Source organism: Granulicella sp. WH15, assembly GCF_009914315.1.
GTDB lineage: Bacteria > Acidobacteriota > Terriglobia > Terriglobales > Acidobacteriaceae > Edaphobacter.
In genome coordinates this window covers 3,874,405-3,891,146 of the sequence record NZ_CP042596.1, presented here as the reverse complement: position 1 = coordinate 3,891,146, position 16,742 = coordinate 3,874,405, and the positions used below count along the sequence as shown (strand labels likewise).

The following is a 16,742-nucleotide window of genomic DNA, read 5'->3' as shown; positions in this document are numbered from 1 at the left end:
CATTTCACACCGTCGTGGAATTGTTATCTGTAGAGCGTGTATGACGTGTAGCTGGAAGTGAAGTTCTCTGCTTGCCGGATGGAGGTAGCCCGCATTGGCACAGTGAGCGTAGCGAACTGCGCCAATGCGGGCTGGCGCTCAACCTCTGGGGGTAGATGTGAGCAAGGTGCAACGAATCATCATGGCAGATAGCCATGAGCGCAGTTGGATCGTCCTCGATGCGAGCGGACGACCCATTACAGAAGTCAATGAATACCTGCTGTATCTTCACCATCTCGGGCGGTCCCCGAACACGGTCAGAGCCTATGCTCATCATCTTCAGCTCTTCCACGAGTTCCTGATAGACTCCCGTCGCAACTGGAAGAAGCTGGCTCTGACCGATCTGGCCACATTCGTGGGCTGGCTACGTCTGTCATCGAGGAAGGCCAAGGAGCCGCGTTCCGACTCGACAATCAACGTAGTGCTGGCGGCAGTGGGATCGTTCTATGAATATCAGGACAGGCTGGGTGTAGAGACGGAGATCAGCCGTTCACGCCGCTTCGGAGCAAAGAGTCCCTACAAGCCGTTTCTTCACCAAATCAATCGGACACAATCTCTGCGACAAGCTGTGATGCGTGTGCGAACAACGAAGCTGTTGCCCAAGGTTCTTATAGCCGCCGACGTTCAGCGGCTGCTGGATGCCTGCATCCATCTTCGGGATCGCTTGCTGTTGTGCCTGCTGTATGAAAGTGGGATGCGCATCGGCCAAGTGCTTGGCCTGCGACACGCAGATATCCGTTCGTTCGATGGCGAGATCGAAATCGTTCCACGTCTAAATCTGAATGGGGCACGCGCAAAGTCGCGCACCGCCTACGTCGTCCATGTCTCAAAGGAGGCCATGTCGCTGTATGCAGACTACCTCGTGCACGAGTGCCAAGAAGCTTCGAACGACTACGTGTTCGTGAACTGCTGGGGCGGCCGCATCGGGGCTCCGATGAACTATGCGACCGTCATCGATCTGTTCCGCGCTCTCGGTAAGCGAACTGGGCTGCATATAACGCCACACATGTTCCGGCACACGCATGCAACCGAGTTGCTGCGAGCTGGATGGGATGCGGCCTATGTGCAAAAGCGGCTGGGTCACGCCCATATCCAGACTACGACGAGCACCTACGCGCATCTGTCCGGTGAAGATATGGGAGCGGCGTACGCACGCTATCTGCGGGAGCGTGAACGATGAGCCGCCGATGCGCGGAGTGGAATCACGCCAAGCAGCATCGCCTTCTCGCTCAACTAAAGGGCTTCTGGGCGGAAGATGTCTGGGACATGCAGAGCTGCCCGATGCAAGGTCTATCGCTGAAGGCAAACCAACGTCGTCTCCGGCTCGAATGCAAGTCGAGAACGATCAACGGAGAGCTGAAGTATGCGTTCTGGAAGAAGTTCGCTGAGGGCCAGTGGACAAGCACACAAGAGCTGACGAGGGTGCATCTGCTCGTGAGATGGCTCAACAGCCTAAAGCATCTTCCGGTATCGCTCATGGAGCGTGACCTGGAATCGTGGAAGCGTTCGTACACGGCTTATCTTCGACGCTGCGGGATGTATCGCATGGGCATAACCCATCGCATGGATAGCAGCCAGCAACCGCGTGTGACACCGCGCGATAGCGCGTATATCAGCACTCTGCGGCAGGCATACCTTGTTCTGAGCGACGCGTATGATGACCGACCGGAGCAGGAAAAGGACATATGGGATCTGCGACGCGTATCAATGCTGCACAACCCAACGCTGTCTCCGGGGCCGCTGAACTTCCTGAAGATCAGGCAGCCCTGGCTCCGTGTCGCGGCAAAGTCACATCTTGCATACAGTCTCCCGATCTATGCGGAGGGAACGTGTCGAACACGGCTGCAATCTCTGGTCTGCTTCTCGGAGTTCCTCGCTGCCGCCAAGCCTCAAGCCACGGCCCGTTCGATCACGCGTCCGCTGCTGTTGCGCTATCTGAGCTACCTTCCGAGCCGAGTGTGTACCGGCGCGAGAAAGAACCATGTCATCAACCTGCGGACGTTCCTTGAAATGGCTCATCGTGAGCGGTGGTTGCCGGTTGGTCCCGAGCGGCTGATCCACGACGAAGAGGTTCCGCAGCCAATGAAGCATCAGCCTCGTTATATCCCTTCGACGGTGCTCGACCAACTGAACCAGCACCTTCATGACCTGAAGCCATCGTGGATGCGGAAGGTGCTCATCTTGCAAGAGTGCGGCATGCGAATCAGCGAGCTGCTGCAGCTCTCGCTGGACTGCCTCTCGCAGGACGCGCGTGGCATCTACTATCTCCGTTACCTCCAGGGCAAGGTTCGGCGGGAGAACGCGATCCCTGTATCGCAGGAGATAGCGCATGTCGTGCAGGAGCAGCAAGCGTCAGTTCGGGAACGTCATCGAGACTTCTACCTTCTGTTCCCCAGCGAACGGGGTCGTCCGATCCGCCAGGCCAGCTTCGCGCAGGTCATCAATCAGCTCGCCTACAACCATCGCATCACGGATGCGAATGGGAACCTCTTCCGCTTCCAGTCACACCAGTTCCGCCACACGGTGGGCACGCGCATGATCAATCTCGGCGTACCTCACCACATCATCCAGCGCTACCTGGGGCACAAGGGCCCCGAGATGACCAGCCGTTACGCCCATATCCACGACAGCACGATGCGGGAGAAACTCTCTGAGTATCTTGCAGGCACGCTGGTTGATGTCGCTGGACATAAGGTCGTGGAAGACAGCGTCAACGATACGGTCGAGCTGCAGTGGTTCACCCGTAACGTGCTCGCGCAGGCTCTGACCAATGGCTACTGTGCGATCCCCACGGTGGCTGGCCCTTGCCCTCATCCGAACGCCTGTCTGAACTGCGCTCACTTCCGCACCGACATCACCTTCCTGGACGTTCATCGTGCCGAACTGCGCGAGACCGAACGCGTCATCGCCAAAGCCGATGCGAACGGCTGGACGCGACAAAGCGAGATGAATGCGCGCAAACGAACGAATCTGGTAAACATCATCACCACTCTGGAGGAGACACATGCGTAGAAATACAGAAGGGCTGAAGCGTAGCGCAAAGCTCAGAACCGCCGCCGCGCTGGAGAAAGCGCAAGCCGCCATCCGTCGTATGCAAGTGGAAGAGATCGCGATCAACTTCCGCACGGTCGCGGCCCACGCCGGCGTATCCACCGCCTGGCTCTACAGCACCAAACCTCTACGAGATCGCATCGTGAAGCTTCGCGCCGTATCGAAGACGCCCGTGCAGAACGATACGAACCATCGACGGCTCATCTCGCAGGAGCGAGTGATCGCCACACTGCGACTCCGCGTCAAGGATCTGGAAGCCAACAACAACGAGCTCAAAGAACAACTGGAACGAGCCTATGGACAGCTTGCGATACCTTCCTCAAATAACAAATCTGCACGTCGTGGACATGTCCATGACGTGCAGGCCCGCGAAAACAGAAAGAAATCTCTTGACCACTACAGATAATTCAATCAACTGCGCCTCCAACACTTCGGCATCGGTCATGTACTTGATGCGGACAGGCACAGTGGCAGCTTCGGCCATCTGCGCGGCGCGGTAACGCCGTGCGCCAAAGACGATCTCGAAGCTGACCTCATCCTTGGGACGGACGAGCAACGGCGAGAGAACGCCCTGGGTGCGGATGGTTTCGGCAAGCTCCTTCAAGCTGGCCTCGTCAAACTGACGGCGGGGTTGGTGGTGGATTCCGCAAGCAGGGACAGCGGAAGGTCGCGGTATTCGTTGGCATTGACGATGGTGGTGTTCATGGTGACAGGCTCCTTTCGAGCGGTTGAAGGATGAAGACACGCGGAGCGAAACACGGTGGCCGGTTCCGCTCCGCAGGAGGGAGCGGACTAGCCACGAATCGACTTGTCCGTGAAGGCTTCTACAAAGCCTTGCAATCTGAGGTTGTCGTTCCATGTCTCCGCGAACCGCTCATGCTGCTTATGCAGTTCCAACAGGCACACGTAATGCTCACGAACGAGATTGCGGCTCCACTGCTCCACGCCGAAGTAATCGTTGCGCCAGTAGAAGGGATCGAGACACGCCTTACTTGCGATAGGCAGGCACAACTCGAAACACATCTCCGGGTCACGCATAAGGTCGCCGTTCTGTTCGCCGTAGTGCGCGACGGAGAGAGCGGGGAGTCCCATCGGCCCCGTTCCGATGGTTTCGATAACAAGAGCCATATAGGGAGCGTTTTCGATTTTGAGGTAGAGGTTAGGCCGGAATCCTCCGGCCATCTTGAGAATGTCGAGGATGGTCTGCATTACGCCACCTCCGCAAGTTCTGCCGCTGCGGGGACGGGCGGCTGCAACGCGGCGGCGGCGTCTTCTTCCTCTTCCGCAAACGTGGTGCCGAGAATCGAGTCCACGGCTTTCTGAGCGTTCGCGGCAGCGTGGACGATGAGGCGGTTATCCTCTTCCAGCTTGGAAATCCAGTTCTGAATATAGGCAGTGGTGTTGCGGTCGGTGTGTTCGTTGGCAATCTCCGCGATGGCGCAAAGGAAGGCTGCGCCCATCTCGGCTACCAGTTCCTCCTTGCTGTAGAGGTGATCTCCGAAACGGTCGCCAAAGGTGCGATTCAAGCGGCTTTCGTGGCCGGTGCTGTGGATTAGCTCGTGAAACAGGGTGCTGTAGTAGTGGGGCGTATCCACGAAGCGGGAGCGGACGGGCATGTGGACGGAGTCGGTGCTTGGCCGGTAGTAAGCGCGGCACTCGGTCGCACTGGTCAGATGAAGGGCGGGGCGGTTCTCCCATCCGGTAACGATGGCTTCGCAAGTCTCGTCCGCGTCGATCTCCGGGGCGGTGGTGGGCTGCTCGATGATCTGTGGGAGCGTGAGGCCGTCGCACTGCTCCACGTTGAAAACGGTGTAGTAGCAAAGAACGAAGGGGGCGCGGTCGTCCGCTTCGCGGGTGCTTTCGTCTTCTTTCCTGCGGTCGCGTAGCTGTTTGTAAAAGACAATCTGCGTCCCTTTCTCTCCCTTGCGGACGGTGCCTTTTAGCTCCTGCGCCTGTTTGAAGGTGAGCCAGAAGGGAGAGTTATAGGGGCTGGACCAAAGCAAAAATACGTTGATGCCGCGATAGGGCTTCCCGGTACGGAAGTTGCGCGGGAACGGGCCTCCGGTAAAGTGCGGGGTCTGCCACGGCTTCTCCCACGGAATGACGTCAGCCTTGAGGCTGGAAAGAATGCGGTCGGTAACGGTCTGGTAGATGTTCGGTCTGCTGCTGGTGCTTGGCTTCTTCATCGCTTGCTTCCTCCCTCGTAGTTGCGGTTGCTGTTGCACGTCCGCGTTGAAACGCGGCATGTACATGCCGAACGCCTCCTGGCGAAGGTGGGGGGTAGCAAGTGCAAGCCGAGGGGTATCCCCACCCGGAGCAAAGCGGAGGGCGGAGCGCAGCGGAGGTCTGCACAAGCGAAGCGCGGAAGATTGGGGAGTGGCTTGCAGGCGCGAGGGGCGAAGCTCCCCTTAGCGGCTTTTGCTTGTTCTACCCGGTGGGGCGTTGCGGGGAGGGTGGACCTCCCCGCTGAGGAGGGAGCGGAGAACGCGCACGCGGTCGCAGCGGGGAGGAGACTTCCTCCCTACTGGCAATGCACTCCTGAAATGAAATACTTAGAGTTGCGCGCGGAGATAAAGAGAGTATTCTCGGTTGCACATACTAGAGGACGGTTAGCAGAGGATGCCTAAGTGCGTCTGCGCCGATGAACGCATGATTGACCGACTTGAGATTTCAGGATGCGCCAGTTACGGAGATGCCGTCGAGTTGATGGACGGACTGCGTGAGATCAACTTTGTGTATGGCCCCAACGGAGCTGGGAAAACTACTGTATCGCGTCTGATCGCTGATAGCAGCCCATATTCCAAATGTGCTGTTCATTGGCAACGCGGGACGAAGCTGGAAACATTTGTCTACAACCGCGATTTTGTAGCTAAGAACTTCAACCAGCCGGGAGACCTAAAAGGCATTTTTACCCTGGGTCAGAAAGACGTAGAAACCCAAAATAAGATCGCGCAAGCAAAACTTGACTCGGCAGACCTCACCCGGAAGATCGAAAATCTCACTCACACATTACAGGGTGACGATGGCACAGGCGGCAAGCGAGGAGAACTCGCACGACTTGAAGATAATTTTCGGGATGCGGGCTGGGAGGCCAAGAAACGGCACGATGCAAAGCTACAGGGGGCGCTAACGGGCTACCGTGGAGACAAGCTGAAGTTTAAGAATCGGCTTGTTACGGAATGCCAAAAGAAAGCACCCGCGCCTTTGCCTATCCAATCTGACCTTGAGGCGCGTGCGGCCTCCCTGTTCGGAACAACGCCGACCACCGAATCGCTATTGAGCACGATTAACGACACCCAATTTCTCGCGTGGGAGGCCGATCCCATTCTCGCCAAGCGAGTCATCGGAAAGTCCGATGTAGACATTGCGGCCATGATCCTGCGGCTGGGCAACAGCGATTGGGTCAAGCAAGGCATCGCCTACTACGACGTGAACGACGGAGATTGCCCCTTCTGCCAGCAGAAAGCGCCTCAAAGCCTCGCCGCAAGCCTGGAGGAATACTTCGACGAAACCTTTACCCAGGACGCTTCTGCCATCGCTGCCCTGAAAGACGGGTACTTGCTGGCAGGAGAACGCATCAGCCAGACAGTCGATACGGTGGTGGCTACAGCTTCCCGCTTTCTCGATACCGCCATGCTGAAAACAGAAAAGCAGGTCTTCGATGCCCGATTCCAAACGAATCGGCAACGACTGGAACAGAAGGCCAAGGAGCCGAGCCAATCCATCGCGCTGGAACCGCTCAAAGACATTCTCCAGAAGATGAAAGACCTGATTGAGAAGGCGAATGGCTCGATCCGTGAACACAATACGATGGTGGCAAATCTGGCATCCGCTCAAACGCAGCTCATCGCGGACGTATGGGCCTTTTTCGCTCATAGCGAGACCACAGCCGAGTTTGTTAAATACCAGCGCGACAAGAAAAGCGTGGACGCTGCCATCAGCTCTCTTGAGCAGCAGATAGCGGCAGCGACCTCCGAACGGAAAACGAAAGATGCCGAGTTGCGCGGCCTGGAGAAGCAAACCACCAGCGTTCGTCCGACCGTAGATGAAATTAACAAACTCCTGAATGCCTTCGGCTTTGCGAGTTTTTCGCTGGAAGCGACAAGCACCAATCTTTACCGGCTACGCAGATCGGACGGAAGCGACGCTAAAGAGACGCTGAGTGAAGGAGAACGCAGCTTCATCACGTTTTTGTACTTCTATCACTTGTTGAAGGGGAGCGAATCAGCATCCGGCGTCACCACGGATCGCGTGATCGTCTTCGATGATCCGGTATCGAGCTTGGATAGCGATGTTCTTTTTATCGTTGGAAGTCTGATTCGTCAGACCCTCGAAGATGTACGTGCCAAGCGCAGTCACATCAAGCAGGTATTCGTGCTTACGCACAACGTCTACTTTCACAAAGAAATCACCTTCCATAAAGACCGCTCTGCGGGGCAAGCATTCACAGAAGAGACGTTCTGGATCATACGGAAGGTCGATGGGAAGTCGAAGGTCCAGAAGTACACCATCAACCCCATCAAAACGTCGTATGACCTGCTGTGGGCGGAAGTCCGTGACAGCAGACCGCAAGCACCGGGCGTCCAGAATGCAATGCGGCGCATTTTGGAACACTACTTCCGCATCCTCGGTGGAATCGGGTATGACGAAATCGTTGATTTGTTCGACGGTGAGGAAAAGCTGATCTGCAAGGCCCTCTTTAGCTGGGTGAACGACGGGTCGCATTCCATCCCGGATGATGTATTCATGACGTTTGACGATGGGGCTGTCCAGAAACAGCGGGTGGTCTTCAAGAGTATTTTCGTCAAGACGAAGCACATCAATCACTACAACATGATGATGGGCGAGCCGTATGTCATCGAATCCATCGCTGCATCGGTTGAGCCAACCGCCATAGCGTAGGGTCAAGCGTTCGCAGCGATCAGCAATTTGACTCTCTGACGAATTTCGTCTCGTATAGCGCGCACCTCTTGAATGGGCAGTCCTTTGGGGTCCTGTAGCGGCCAGTCATCTCGACGCAATCCGGGCACATAGGGGCATTTATCCCCGCATCCCATTGTGATGAGGAGCTGTGCATCCTTCGCCAGCTCCTCAGTCAGTTTTTGCGGCTTCGCATGGCTCAGGTCAATCCCAATCTCTTGCATAACTGCCTGGACTTCGGGATGGACGCGCACACCCGGCTCCGTCCCCGCTGAAATAGCTACGGCTTTTTGCGGATCTGCAAGGTGATTGAAGAATGCCGCCGCCATCTGAGAGCGGCCTGCGTTGTGAACGCAAGCGAAGATTACCTTATACATGCTGTCTTTCTCCTCGGATGGTGTTGACTGTCGTGTTCCAAGATTGGCAAGCCATCTGTACCGGGTCCCACGGACTGCTGAGTGGCGGGGTATAGCTAAGGTCGAGATCGGAGATGTCATCGACTCTCATCGCATGAAAGAGCGCGGTAGCGAACACGTCGATTCGCTTGGACACCTCGGCCCCCCACTTACCCATGAGCTGCGCTCCCAACAGGCGTCCCGTCGCAAGGTCGCCTGTTACGCGTACTCGGAGAGGCGTGGCACCGGGACAGTAGGCTTTGTGGTCGTTCATCGTGCTCTCCACCGTGAAAGGCTGAAAGCCGTAGTGGTCTGCTTCGTCTTGTCGAAGGCCGGTACGTGCAATCACTAGGTCGAATATCTTGACGACCTGTGTCCCAAGCGATCCGGTAAACTCACGCTGGCCACCCATCGCATTCTCTCCCGCGATGCGACCTTGCTTGTGAGCGGTGGTGCCAAGCGGGAGATAAACGTAACGGCTGAGAAGCTTGTGCCAAGTCTCTCCACAGTCTCCGGCAACATATATATCCGGCACTCCACTCTCCATCCTTCGATTTGTGAGGAGAGCACCTTTCTGCCCGACTCCTAAACCAGCTTCCACACCAAGCGTTGCATTGGGCTTCACGCCCACGGCGATGAGGACCATTTCGCAATCCTGCTCGAAGCCATGACTTCCTGAAATATGAAGCTGGTTACCAACCTGCGAGATTTTACTCGCGTCTACGTTCGTGCAAACGGTAACGCCGTGCCGCTCCAGTTCTTTTCCAACGGAGTCGCCGAACTCAGGATCGACCGTGGCGAGCACGGAAGAGGTGCGGCTTGCCACGATCACTTCAATACCGCGATGCGTGAGTGCATCGGCCATCTCAAGGCCGATATATCCCGCTCCGATAATCACTGCACGGCGCGGTTTCGCATCTTCCAAGTATTGATGGACGGCGAAGCTGTCTTTCATCGTGTGTAACAGAAAGACGCCGGGAAGCCGCCAGCCGTCAATCTGTGGCTGTATCGGACCTGCACCCGTTCCGATCAACAGCTTGTCATAAGGAAAGCTGATCTGGCCGGACTCCGCTGTAGAGACCTCCACCGTCTTCGCAGCGATGTCGATGCGGGTTGCGCGGTATCCACGGCGTATAGCAATGCCGTCGAACTCTGTGCGATGGGCAAGACTCTTCCAGTCCGGCGTTTCGCCACTGAGATAGAAGGGCAAACCGCAGATGCTGTAGTTGGGAAAATCGTCCTCAAGCAGCACCGTAACCTCCGCCTGGGGGTTGACTTCGTGCGCTCGCAGAGCCGCACTGATACCGGCGTCGCTGCCACCAATGATGAGGAATCGCATCGTGCTTATCTCTTTCCTATGCTGTCGATTTCTTTTTTGATGGCTAAGGATTCCATCGTTGCCAACGGCAGAGCAAGCATCAGGGAGATGCGAGTCGTCAGCATGGCGAACGCTTGCTTGTACGCACGCTCAATTTCCTCGGGGGTTCCCTCGACGGCGGCGGGATCGGGAATGCCCCAATGAGCGGTCATTGGTTGCCCCGGCCATACAGGGCACACCTCTTTGGCGGCATTGTCGCAGACGGTGAAAACGAAGCTTAGATGAGGGGAGTCCGGTTTCGTAAACTCCTCCCACGATTTACTCCGAAAGCCTTCCGCGCTCAGTCCGGCGGCCTCGATCTGCCGCAGGGCTTTGGGCCGCACCGTTCCCGTAGGATGGCTGCCCGCGCTGTAAGCGGTGAAGTTGGGTGCGCCTTTGCAGTTCATGATTGCCTCTGCCATGATCGACCGGCTGGAGTTGCCGGTGCAAAGAAACAAGATGTTGTAGTGCGGCATGGGAGCGTCCTTTGCGAACAAGCGAGGTTACGAGCAGCACGTTGGGCCACAGCAGGAGCGAGTGTCGGTAGCTCTCGGCTTGACGGCATAGACTTTCACGCTTGCGGCCGCCGAGTTGAGATCATGCTGCGTTAGCAGGTCGGTCAGTTCTGTGTGGAGTGACGCTGCCGTATCGGATGTGGGAGTACAGCAAGACTCTCCATCCATTGCCGGAGAGCAGCAACCTGACTGATTTTCAACCTTCGTGTAAGCGTTTAGGTCGGCTCCACTGTCCACGATCTCAACGTGCTCGAATCCGGCAGCGAGAAGACCGGCGCGGTAGTCTTCGATCCTGATTGCACCAGCGATGCAACCCACGTAGGCAGCCATGCTACGAGCCACGGCCTCCGGCAGCTCACCCTTCAAGGCAATGTCACTGACGGCTACGCGGCCACCGGGCTTAAGTACGCGGGCGATCTCGCGGAAGACGGCGGGCTTATCGGGTGCGAGATTAAGGACGCAGTTCGAGATGACGCAATCAGCCGAAGCGTCAGGAAGCGGAATACGGTCGATAGTGGACTGATAAAACTCCACGTTGGTATAGCCGCCCGCCGTTGCGTTAGCTCTGGCCCGCTCAATCATGGCCGGAGTCATGTCAATGCCGATAGCTCGACCCTCTGGCCCCACCATCTTCGACGCCAGAAAGACATCCAAGCCACCACCAGAGCCGAGGTCTACAACTACCTCACCAGGCCGAATGTGGGCGGTCGCCGTGGGATTGCCGCAAGACAGGCCCATGTTGGCCTCGGCTGGAATCGAGGTCAGTTCTTCCGCCGAATAGCCAAAGGCTTCCGCAACGGCCTTTACGCCGTCATCGTTACTCGATAGCGTGCTCTGCGCGACTGCGCCGTATTTCGACCGGACGGACTCAAGAATCTCTTCTGCCATGCTCCCACCTCCAAAACATATTCGTTAGGGTGAATGTATCCCTTGCATTCGTATTCGTCAAGGCGTATACATTCTTTATGGCAAGACGCGCACAACAGTTCGATATGCAGCAGTTCTTTCAAGCTCTGGGGGATAACACTCGCCTCCGGCTACTCAACCTCATGGGAGACCAGGAGGTTTGTGTCTGCTACTTCGTAGAAATCCTCGGCGGTCCTCAGCCCAAGGTCTCCCGGCATTTGGCATACCTGCGGAACGCTGGTATCGTCTCAGCGCGACGTGAGGGCAAGTGGATGCACTACCGCATCGTCATGCCGCCGCACATCGGAGCGACACAGATTCTCCGGCAGACCCTCGATTGGCTGAAAGAAGATAAGGCGATGCAGGCAGACAGAGGGCGTCTCACAAAGGTTTGCTGCTCTCCGTCGAAGTACCCCGCGCTGGAAGGCGCTCCGTTGCCCACGACTGTCAATGAACAATGCTGCGAGGCTTGCTAGATATGGTTCCCTCTGTGACGCAAGGCCGCGTATGCGCTCCTACGCAACGAAAGAAGTTGTCCTTTCTGGATCGCTTCCTGACGCTCTGGATATTTCTCGCAATGGCTGTTGGCGTGGGCATCGGCCACTTTGTTCCCAGCTCGGCGGCCTTCGTCAATCGCTTTCAGACGGGCACAACGAACATCCCCATCGCCATCGGACTCATCATCATGATGTTCCCGCCGCTGGCGAAGGTGCGATACGAGAAGCTGGGCGAGGTCTTCCGCAATAAGCGCGTGCTCGGTCTGTCGCTGGTGCAGAACTGGCTCATCGGCCCGGCGCTTATGTTTGTTCTTGCGGTTGTATTTCTCCGCAGCGAACCGGCATACATGCGCGGCCTTATCCTAATCGGCATTGCACGTTGCATTGCGATGGTGCTTGTCTGGAATGAGCTTGCGGAAGGTGATACGGATTACGTCGCGGGGCTGGTCGCTATTAACAGCGTCTTTCAGGTGCTCTTCTACAGCCTCTATGCCTGGGCCTTTCTCACGGTATTTCCGAAGTGGTTTGGCCTTGAGGGCAGCGTTGTCGAAATCGGGATCGGCCAGATTGCAAAGAGCGTCGGACTCTACCTCGGGGTTCCATTCGTCGCGGGATTCCTGACACGCTTCGTCCTGATTCGGCTCAAAGGAGAGGAATGGTATCGGACACGCCTCATTCCTCGGATAAGTCCACTCACGCTGGTTGCGCTGCTGTTCACGATTCTGGTGATGTTTTCGCTCAAGGGCGACCTCATCGTGAGGCTACCGCTGGACGTGGTGAAGATCGCCGTCCCGCTAGTCATCTACTTCCTAGTCATGTTCCTGGTCAGCTTTTGGATGGGCAAGCGGCTCGGCGCGGATTATGCACAATCAGCCACGCTTTCTTTCACCGCCGCCGGGAACAACTTCGAGCTGGCGATTGCGGTCGCCGTTGCAGTCTTCGGATTGAACTCTGGCGAGGCGTTCGTCGGTGTCGTCGGCCCGCTCATTGAAGTTCCGGCGCTCATCGGCTTGGTGAACGTCGCGTTCTGGATGCGGCGGCGCTACTTCGGTTCGGACAAACAGGACTTCGAGGTACGTCCCGTCGAGGATGCACTGTGAAAGCTCAAAGGGCCAAGCCAAGGTCCGTAACCGGGTGTGTCTTGTTCAACGGAGCGACCTGCTCCAGCCCCACGCTTGCAATCGGCGTTTGCCCTTTCCCCAAGTCAATCGCGGAAGATTTTGTCACATCATGGCTGAGTCTTTCGGCAAGCGATGCCGCGTTATTGGTGTAAATCTGCGCGTCGTGCGAGGCCCGCGAGACGGACACATAGGCAAAGCGGCGGTCGATGAGTTCGGGATGAACGTCGGTGTCCATGTTGACCATGACACGCTCTGCCGTGAGTCCCTGGGAACTGTGGCTGGTGACGGCGTAGCCGTGGTCGAAGTGCCGCATCTGGTTGGCATCGAAGCTAACCGCTTTACCGTTGTCCATCTTTACGGAGAGCTGGCCGTCTTTGTCGATGCGCTGCACCGTGCCAAGGTCGCGGTTGGCAATGCCTAACTCTTTGGACGGGGCTGTGAAATGAAATCTCCCACTCATCATGCGGATTCCCGCAAAAATGAGGCCGCCGAAACAGATGACAGCCCCCGCATAAATCGCAAAAGTTTTGAAGGTTGTCATCAGCGTTTGTGCCCCGGAGAAGTCCATCGTCCCCTGTGCGTGGGCGACGCCTGCGAATGAAAGGGCAAGAAGGGTGGGTGCCATTGCGCGGATGGCATGGAACAGGGTTTGTTTGAGGGAGCGTTCCGCCCGCCGATTGGCAGGCCGAACAGGCAACCGAATGGGAGTCTTATCCAATCGGGGGAGACGGCGGAATCGATTCACTTTGCACCTCCGCTGACTTCACTGCGTCAGCATGGCGCAAAGCTAAGTGCTCGACTCGAACGGCGTCCAATGACTTTTAGGGAGAGCGTTATTCCATTTGGGAATAATGGTGCGATATTTCAGGCCCAAAATCCTACAGCTCGTAGTCGCGGAGGACTTTGGGCGTGCCAACGCCACCTTGATACAGAGAGGCGGTCACTACGGGAGGGTGTGACACGCAGCAGGAGAATGATGTCCCGTCCGTCAGATCGATCTGAATCTCGGTTCCGTCGTGTCCATCTTTGTAGACGCGGAGCGTGCGAATGGTCTTTCCAGATAGTTCGGAACATTCCACGTAATCTTCGTTCATGTCCTCAGACCTCGCTAAAGCTTCATGCCAAGTCCATTATCACACTCATAGTGTGTAGACTCATAGTGGTCACGATCCAAGTATGGAAGTGTGACTACTCGTTCCGTCAGGTCTCGCTTTGGTACCTCATTACGCAGACTGCGCGAGGAACGAGGCTATTCCCAAGAAGAACTCGCTGAACGTGCTGGACTGCACCGTAACTATGTTGGCAGCGTAGAGCGAGGCGAACGGAATGTGGCTTTAGAGAACATCGTAAAGCTGGCGAAGGCACTTGCGGTAGGTCCCAAAGACCTCTTTATCGACTTTTCATAACCCCATACCAGCCTTGGAGGGCAGGGGAGATTCAATCGCAGCACTCAGACGCTGTTTTAGTGATGCTCTTCTCTGGTGCATAAACGATCCGGTCAAGATGGAGATCGTCTAATATTGATTTGAGGCTTCTGGGAGCATCCCTGCCGCAAGGCACATTTCCAGGGCAAAGAGGAGAAGGGGCCAGCGATGGCCCTTCTCCTTTTGAGGCACACAGCGCTGGCGGAAACTCGTCTCAGGAAAGCAAACCGAACATCTAGCTCAATTCCCAAGTTTCTTAAACAGAAACAAAAGACACGGGGGCTTCGCCATTAATCTCCTGTTCTAATGCCATCAGTCCAGCCAGGATCACTGCAAAGTCCGGCGGGTCTCGGAAGAACATATCGCGCATCGCGCGGTAGTCTCTTTCGAGGGCGGAGAGCTGACTGGATGGAGGACTCAACCGGAAGGAGCCAGGAGTGGCGAGGTCGTAACGGGCCCATGAAGAGTAATAGAATCGCTCTTTGAATTCGACAACGGATGTCAGCAGGTTGAGGTTGGCAAGCGCAGTCTTTCTAATCGGACTTTCGCTTAGCTTGTAGAGGTCGTAGTAATGCCGCGAATATCGTGAAGGCATCGCACCGGGACGATGGGCTTCCTGATGAAGGATCGTTGCCTTTTCCCAGAACGTCCGCTCAGCATCAATCGCGATGACTTCAAAATCAGGATTGGAAAAGGCGTCGGGAAAGACTTGAGCAGCGTAGGTCTCGATGCTGTGCGAACTCGACGGAACCCAGGACGCGAGTGGACCAATCTCCAATCGGACTGCAGGCCGGATATATTCAGCCGCAAATGCCGCAGGATAGAACACGTTGACTGTATGAGGATCGTCTTCGTCAATTCGAGCGATCACGCCAGAGATTGGCGCGAAGAGATCGTTTAGTTGAGAAAGCAGCGTGTCCCGAATGTATGTAACTGCCTTTGCGTTCATCTCCTGGTTGTAGCGACTTTGCTGAGTCTTCGATGATGTGGTTTGGTAAGGATCATTTGCACCTTCTTGATCGTAGCCAAGAAGTCGCCAGTCAAGTACCAGGTCAATGTCTTCCGAGAAGCGGTCGATTAACCCAAAGACCTTTGAAAGGCTGGTGCCACCTTTGAACACCATCTGGTTTTTCAGGCTGGGTTCTGCAAAGAGGAGCCGGAGAATCCAGCACACCCAGAAGTCTTTCTCCACGATAGCGGGATTCATGCCAAGCCGGCTCGCCGACTCTCGGAATAGATCCCGCCTGTCGGAGGCTGGTCCGGCAGCGATCTTATCCATGAACGTCCTCCCGCGCTATCTGCTGGATGGCGCTGTAGACCCAACCGGTAGCAGTTTTGGTATCAGCTAAAACTTTGGCGCGCAGCGACTCGGGGAGCCACTCGCGCATTTTCGAGATGATGTCCGGCGTAATCTGCTCCTGTCCAAGAGACTTGAGCGCTTGAACGAGCAGACCACTTTCCTTGAGTTTGATCCCGGATTCTTTCAAGGCGGTGTGCTCGAAGGACAGCGCTGTATTCCCGATCTGATAGGCCCGATCGGGGCCATCCGAGAGATAGACGGCACGGGCAGGCACCTGAGTGGAAAGTCCGAGGAAGTTCAATGCAGTGGACCCGCTGGGCTGGATACGCCAGCGGAACTTCCGCGCCAGAGCCCTGGCAACCTGGTCGATGTCGGGGCTGAGTTGCTGATCGAGGAGCTTGCTAAAACGGGGATAGTCATAGATGCCACGAATGACGCGCCGAATCTCTCCGCGCTTCTCCAGGCGGTGAAGTCCTGAATCGACAGTGGGGCGACCTCCAAGGTCGAGAAAGTCTATGGGCGAAAATGCCCAACCTCCCCCTGTCCCGCGAATTCGATAGAGTACTTTATCTTCAAAGGTTTGTCTCATATCGATTTGCTCATCCTGCAAGAAAAAATACTACTATTTTCTTGCAATGACAAGCCTCACAAACCAAGTTAGAAATGGGGCGTAAACAATCAACTCCTTAAACTACTGAAATGGAATAGCTTGCTACGGCACGAGGGTGCTTGAGCACCCTTCCGCACCCTCAAAATTTGAACAAACAGGAAATCAGTCAGACCTCTGCCCTGATAGACCTTTCTGCCTATGCACGGCAGAGGTCAACTCTCAGAACGCTTAATTTCGCGAGGGTGCTGGCGAGGGTGCTGAAATTCGGAGTTCGCGTTTTTCCCAATGTTTTTGAATGCTCAAGGGTGCTGTCGTTAGCCATCAACGCCCATGAAATCATTTAGATGCAACCAGTTAGCGTAACTGTCACGGCAGAGGTCGCGGGTTCGAGCCCCGTCGTCCCCGCCATAAACCCAAAGGTATCTTCGGTTTATGGCATTGTGACAACAAGCTTGGGTATAGGGCCCTGTGAGGGCGCAGAAGGGTGTCGGGAGTCTCCGGCGCCCTTTCTGTTGTTTGGCGGGAGATTCCTGGGGCTGAGCTTTCGGCTATAGTGACAAGTAATCGTCAGCCTTCGGGTCGTCGATCTCAAGGCCCTCGCGGTGCT

17 protein-coding genes and 1 pseudogene are annotated in these 16,742 nt (G+C 56.2%); 7 read left to right on the top strand and 11 right to left on the bottom strand.

Annotation, left to right across the window (positions count from 1 at the left end; genetic code table 11):
• The first annotated feature begins 181 nt into the window (after nucleotides 1-181).
• The 3 genes from FTO74_RS16130 to FTO74_RS16120 are packed head-to-tail and all read left to right on the top strand — an operon-like array spanning nucleotide 182 to nucleotide 3,496.
• Nucleotides 182-1,219, top strand: coding sequence for a tyrosine-type recombinase/integrase (locus tag FTO74_RS16130; protein WP_162537768.1), 1,038 nt, complete (start codon nucleotides 182-184; stop codon nucleotides 1,217-1,219).
• The gene (locus FTO74_RS16125; protein WP_162539059.1) at nucleotides 1,216-3,051 is read left to right on the top strand and encodes a tyrosine-type recombinase/integrase; all 1,836 of its coding nucleotides are present in this window, start codon (nucleotides 1,216-1,218) and stop codon (nucleotides 3,049-3,051) included. The genes FTO74_RS16130 and FTO74_RS16125 overlap by 4 nt, the downstream gene beginning before the upstream one ends.
• Nucleotides 3,044-3,496, top strand: coding sequence for a DUF6262 family protein (locus FTO74_RS16120; RefSeq protein WP_162537771.1), 453 nt, complete (start codon nucleotides 3,044-3,046; stop codon nucleotides 3,494-3,496). The genes FTO74_RS16125 and FTO74_RS16120 overlap by 8 nt, the downstream gene beginning before the upstream one ends.
• Here the strand turns inward: FTO74_RS16120 and FTO74_RS16115 are convergent.
• The 3 genes from FTO74_RS16115 to FTO74_RS16105 form a co-directional block, all read right to left on the bottom strand.
• Nucleotides 3,410-3,694, bottom strand: a complete 285-nt coding sequence (locus FTO74_RS16115) for a ParB/RepB/Spo0J family partition protein (RefSeq protein WP_255462330.1) — start codon at nucleotides 3,692-3,694, stop codon at nucleotides 3,410-3,412. The two genes, FTO74_RS16120 and FTO74_RS16115, sit on opposite strands and share 87 nt — an antisense overlap.
• 188 nt (nucleotides 3,695-3,882) lie before the next feature.
• Entirely contained in the window at nucleotides 3,883-4,299 is a 417-nt protein-coding gene (locus FTO74_RS16110) for a hypothetical protein (RefSeq protein ID WP_162539058.1), read from the bottom strand.
• Entirely contained in the window at nucleotides 4,299-5,276 is a 978-nt protein-coding gene (locus FTO74_RS16105) for a zincin-like metallopeptidase domain-containing protein (RefSeq protein ID WP_162539057.1), read from the bottom strand. The genes FTO74_RS16110 and FTO74_RS16105 overlap by 1 nt, the downstream gene beginning before the upstream one ends.
• Nucleotides 5,277-5,739: 463 nt before the next feature.
• Between FTO74_RS16105 and FTO74_RS16100 the strand changes: the two genes are divergently transcribed.
• Entirely contained in the window at nucleotides 5,740-7,992 is a 2,253-nt protein-coding gene (locus tag FTO74_RS16100) for an AAA family ATPase (RefSeq protein WP_162539056.1), read from the top strand.
• A 2-nt stretch (nucleotides 7,993-7,994) separates the two neighbouring features.
• Here FTO74_RS16100 and FTO74_RS16095 read toward each other — a convergent pair whose 3' ends face one another.
• Genes FTO74_RS16095 through arsM form a run of 4 tightly spaced genes read right to left on the bottom strand, consistent with a single transcriptional unit; the run spans nucleotide 7,995 to nucleotide 11,165 of the window.
• Complete coding sequence (locus tag FTO74_RS16095; RefSeq protein ID WP_162539055.1) at nucleotides 7,995-8,387, bottom strand: arsenate reductase ArsC; 393 nt, start codon at nucleotides 8,385-8,387, stop codon at nucleotides 7,995-7,997.
• On the bottom strand, nucleotides 8,380-9,744 hold the full coding sequence (locus tag FTO74_RS16090; protein WP_162539054.1) for an FAD-dependent oxidoreductase: 1,365 nt from the start codon (nucleotides 9,742-9,744) through the stop codon (nucleotides 8,380-8,382). The genes FTO74_RS16095 and FTO74_RS16090 overlap by 8 nt, the downstream gene beginning before the upstream one ends.
• 5 nt (nucleotides 9,745-9,749) lie before the next feature.
• Nucleotides 9,750-10,238 carry an arsenate reductase ArsC gene (locus FTO74_RS16085; protein WP_162539053.1) on the bottom strand — a complete coding sequence of 163 codons (489 nt, stop codon included), beginning with the start codon at nucleotides 10,236-10,238 and terminating at the stop codon, nucleotides 9,750-9,752.
• A gap of 27 nt (nucleotides 10,239-10,265) precedes the next feature.
• Nucleotides 10,266-11,165, bottom strand: coding sequence for an arsenite methyltransferase (gene arsM, locus FTO74_RS16080; RefSeq protein ID WP_162539052.1), 900 nt, complete (start codon nucleotides 11,163-11,165; stop codon nucleotides 10,266-10,268).
• Between the two features lie 77 nt (nucleotides 11,166-11,242).
• Between arsM and FTO74_RS16075 the strand changes: the two genes are divergently transcribed.
• The gene (locus FTO74_RS16075; protein ID WP_162539051.1) at nucleotides 11,243-11,659 is read left to right on the top strand and encodes a metalloregulator ArsR/SmtB family transcription factor; all 417 of its coding nucleotides are present in this window, start codon (nucleotides 11,243-11,245) and stop codon (nucleotides 11,657-11,659) included.
• Nucleotides 11,660-11,661: 2 nt separating this feature from the next.
• Complete coding sequence (gene arsB / locus FTO74_RS16070) at nucleotides 11,662-12,780, top strand: ACR3 family arsenite efflux transporter (protein WP_162539050.1); 1,119 nt, start codon at nucleotides 11,662-11,664, stop codon at nucleotides 12,778-12,780.
• Between the two features lie 4 nt (nucleotides 12,781-12,784).
• Here the strand turns inward: arsB and FTO74_RS19845 are convergent, their stop codons facing one another.
• Both FTO74_RS19845 and FTO74_RS19840 read right to left on the bottom strand, forming a co-directional pair.
• On the bottom strand, nucleotides 12,785-13,114 hold the full coding sequence (locus FTO74_RS19845) for an ATP-binding domain-containing protein (RefSeq protein WP_255462644.1): 330 nt from the start codon (nucleotides 13,112-13,114) through the stop codon (nucleotides 12,785-12,787).
• 132 nt (nucleotides 13,115-13,246) lie between these two features.
• Nucleotides 13,247-13,447, bottom strand: a pseudogene (locus FTO74_RS19840) (hypothetical protein); the annotation flags it as partial.
• 538 nt (nucleotides 13,448-13,985) lie between these two features.
• Between FTO74_RS19840 and FTO74_RS16060 the strand changes: the two are divergent.
• On the top strand, nucleotides 13,986-14,207 hold the full coding sequence (locus tag FTO74_RS16060) for a helix-turn-helix transcriptional regulator (RefSeq protein WP_162539049.1): 222 nt from the start codon (nucleotides 13,986-13,988) through the stop codon (nucleotides 14,205-14,207).
• Nucleotides 14,208-14,481: 274 nt separating this feature from the next.
• On the opposite strand, the gene FTO74_RS16055 is transcribed toward FTO74_RS16060, so the two are convergent.
• Both FTO74_RS16055 and FTO74_RS19400 read right to left on the bottom strand, forming a co-directional pair.
• Entirely contained in the window at nucleotides 14,482-15,504 is a 1,023-nt protein-coding gene (locus FTO74_RS16055) for a nucleotidyl transferase AbiEii/AbiGii toxin family protein (protein ID WP_162539048.1), read from the bottom strand.
• Nucleotides 15,497-16,135, bottom strand: coding sequence for a DUF6088 family protein (locus FTO74_RS19400; protein ID WP_255462329.1), 639 nt, complete (start codon nucleotides 16,133-16,135; stop codon nucleotides 15,497-15,499). Before FTO74_RS19400 ends, FTO74_RS16055 begins: the two co-directional genes overlap by 8 nt.
• Between the last annotated feature and the right edge of the window lie 607 nt (nucleotides 16,136-16,742).